At 74.1% G+C, this 1,274-nt stretch carries 1 protein-coding gene; it reads left to right on the top strand.

What is annotated here, in order from left to right; genetic code table 11:
- A partial coding sequence (locus tag D3P35_RS25780; RefSeq protein WP_157982352.1) for an autotransporter outer membrane beta-barrel domain-containing protein occupies positions 1-1,272 on the top strand: 1,272 nt, incomplete at its 5' end.
- Between the last annotated feature and the right edge of the window lie 2 nt (positions 1,273-1,274).

Here is a 1,274-nt window from a genome sequence, read left to right as displayed (position 1 = left end):
GCGCCGCGCACGGTGCTGAAGGGGACCACCTTCGATGTGCTCTCGGTGGAGGGCGCGACCGCGGGCGCCTTCGACACCGTGCGCTCCGAGCTCTTCACCTACGCCCAGTCCACCGCGGGCGGCACGCTCTCGGTGGGGCCGGCCACGGCGGAGTTCGACCAGGCGCGCTTCGGCCTCTCGGCACAGCAGCGCACGCTGGGCGGCTACCTCGAGGGCATCTTCGAGGCCTCCGACGCCACCTACGGCCGCACCTTCGGCGTGCTCGATGCCGCGGTGGCGGCCGATGACAGCTCCTTCGGGCGCTTCCTCACCGAGCTCTCGCCCGGCGCCTCGCTCGCCGCCTCGGCGGCCAACATCGAGCTCTCCCAGTCCCGCTTCGACGCCCTGCTGGGCTGTGGCCAGACCCCCTGGGAGCGCGCCTCCGGCACCGCAACCGGCCAGGGCTGCGTGATCGCGGAAAGCTCGGGCCGCTCGCTCGAGCAGGACAGCGGCTCCGGCGCCGTGGGCTATGACGCGGCGCTCTTCACCACCACCGTGGGCTTCCAGGCCCCCGTGGCGCCCGACACCACCGCGGGCTTCGCCATCGGCTACGAGCACTCGCGGTTCGACGGCGATCTCACCTCGGCCGACACCGACGGCGACACCTTCACCGTCGGCGCTTCCGCCACCCGTCGCTACGGCGATTTCGCCGTGTCGCTGGCCGCGAGCGGCAGCTTCGGCTGGCACGACCTCGAGCGCAAGGTGAGCCTGCCCGACGGCACGCGCACCGCGCTGGCCGACTACACCAGCTGGTCGCTCGGCCTGCGCGCGCGCGCCGCCTACGGCTTCGACGTGGGCCAGGTGATGGTGACCCCGGCGCTCGACCTCGACTTCGTCTACGCCGCCGCCGAGGGCTACTCGGAGCGCGGCGCGGGCGAGCGGGGCCTCACGGTCGACGACAGCGAGGAGACCGCGCTGCGCGCCACCCCCTCGCTCTCCCTCGCCCGGCGCTTCGACATCGGCGAGGCGACGACGCTGGTGACCTGGGCGACGGCGGGGCTCTCGGTCTCGACGGCCGACAGCTACGGCGCCACCGCGCGCTTCACCGGGGCGGCGGCCGACGCCGGCAGCTTCGCCAGCGACGTGGCGCTCTCCCAGGCCTCGGGCCGGGTGAGCGCGGGCCTGGAGCTCTTCGCCACCGAGCAGCTCAACGTCGGGCTGCGCTACGACGGCGCCTTCGGCAACGGCTACGCCGGCCACGCCGGCTCCCTGCGCCTCAACTGGCGCTTCTGACC

This window comes from Oceanicella sp. SM1341 (genome assembly GCF_003448965.1).
In the GTDB taxonomy this organism is placed as follows: domain Bacteria; phylum Pseudomonadota; class Alphaproteobacteria; order Rhodobacterales; family Rhodobacteraceae; genus Paroceanicella.
Note: the sequence above shows the minus strand (reverse complement) of the source record. Positions and strands in the feature narration are given on the sequence as shown.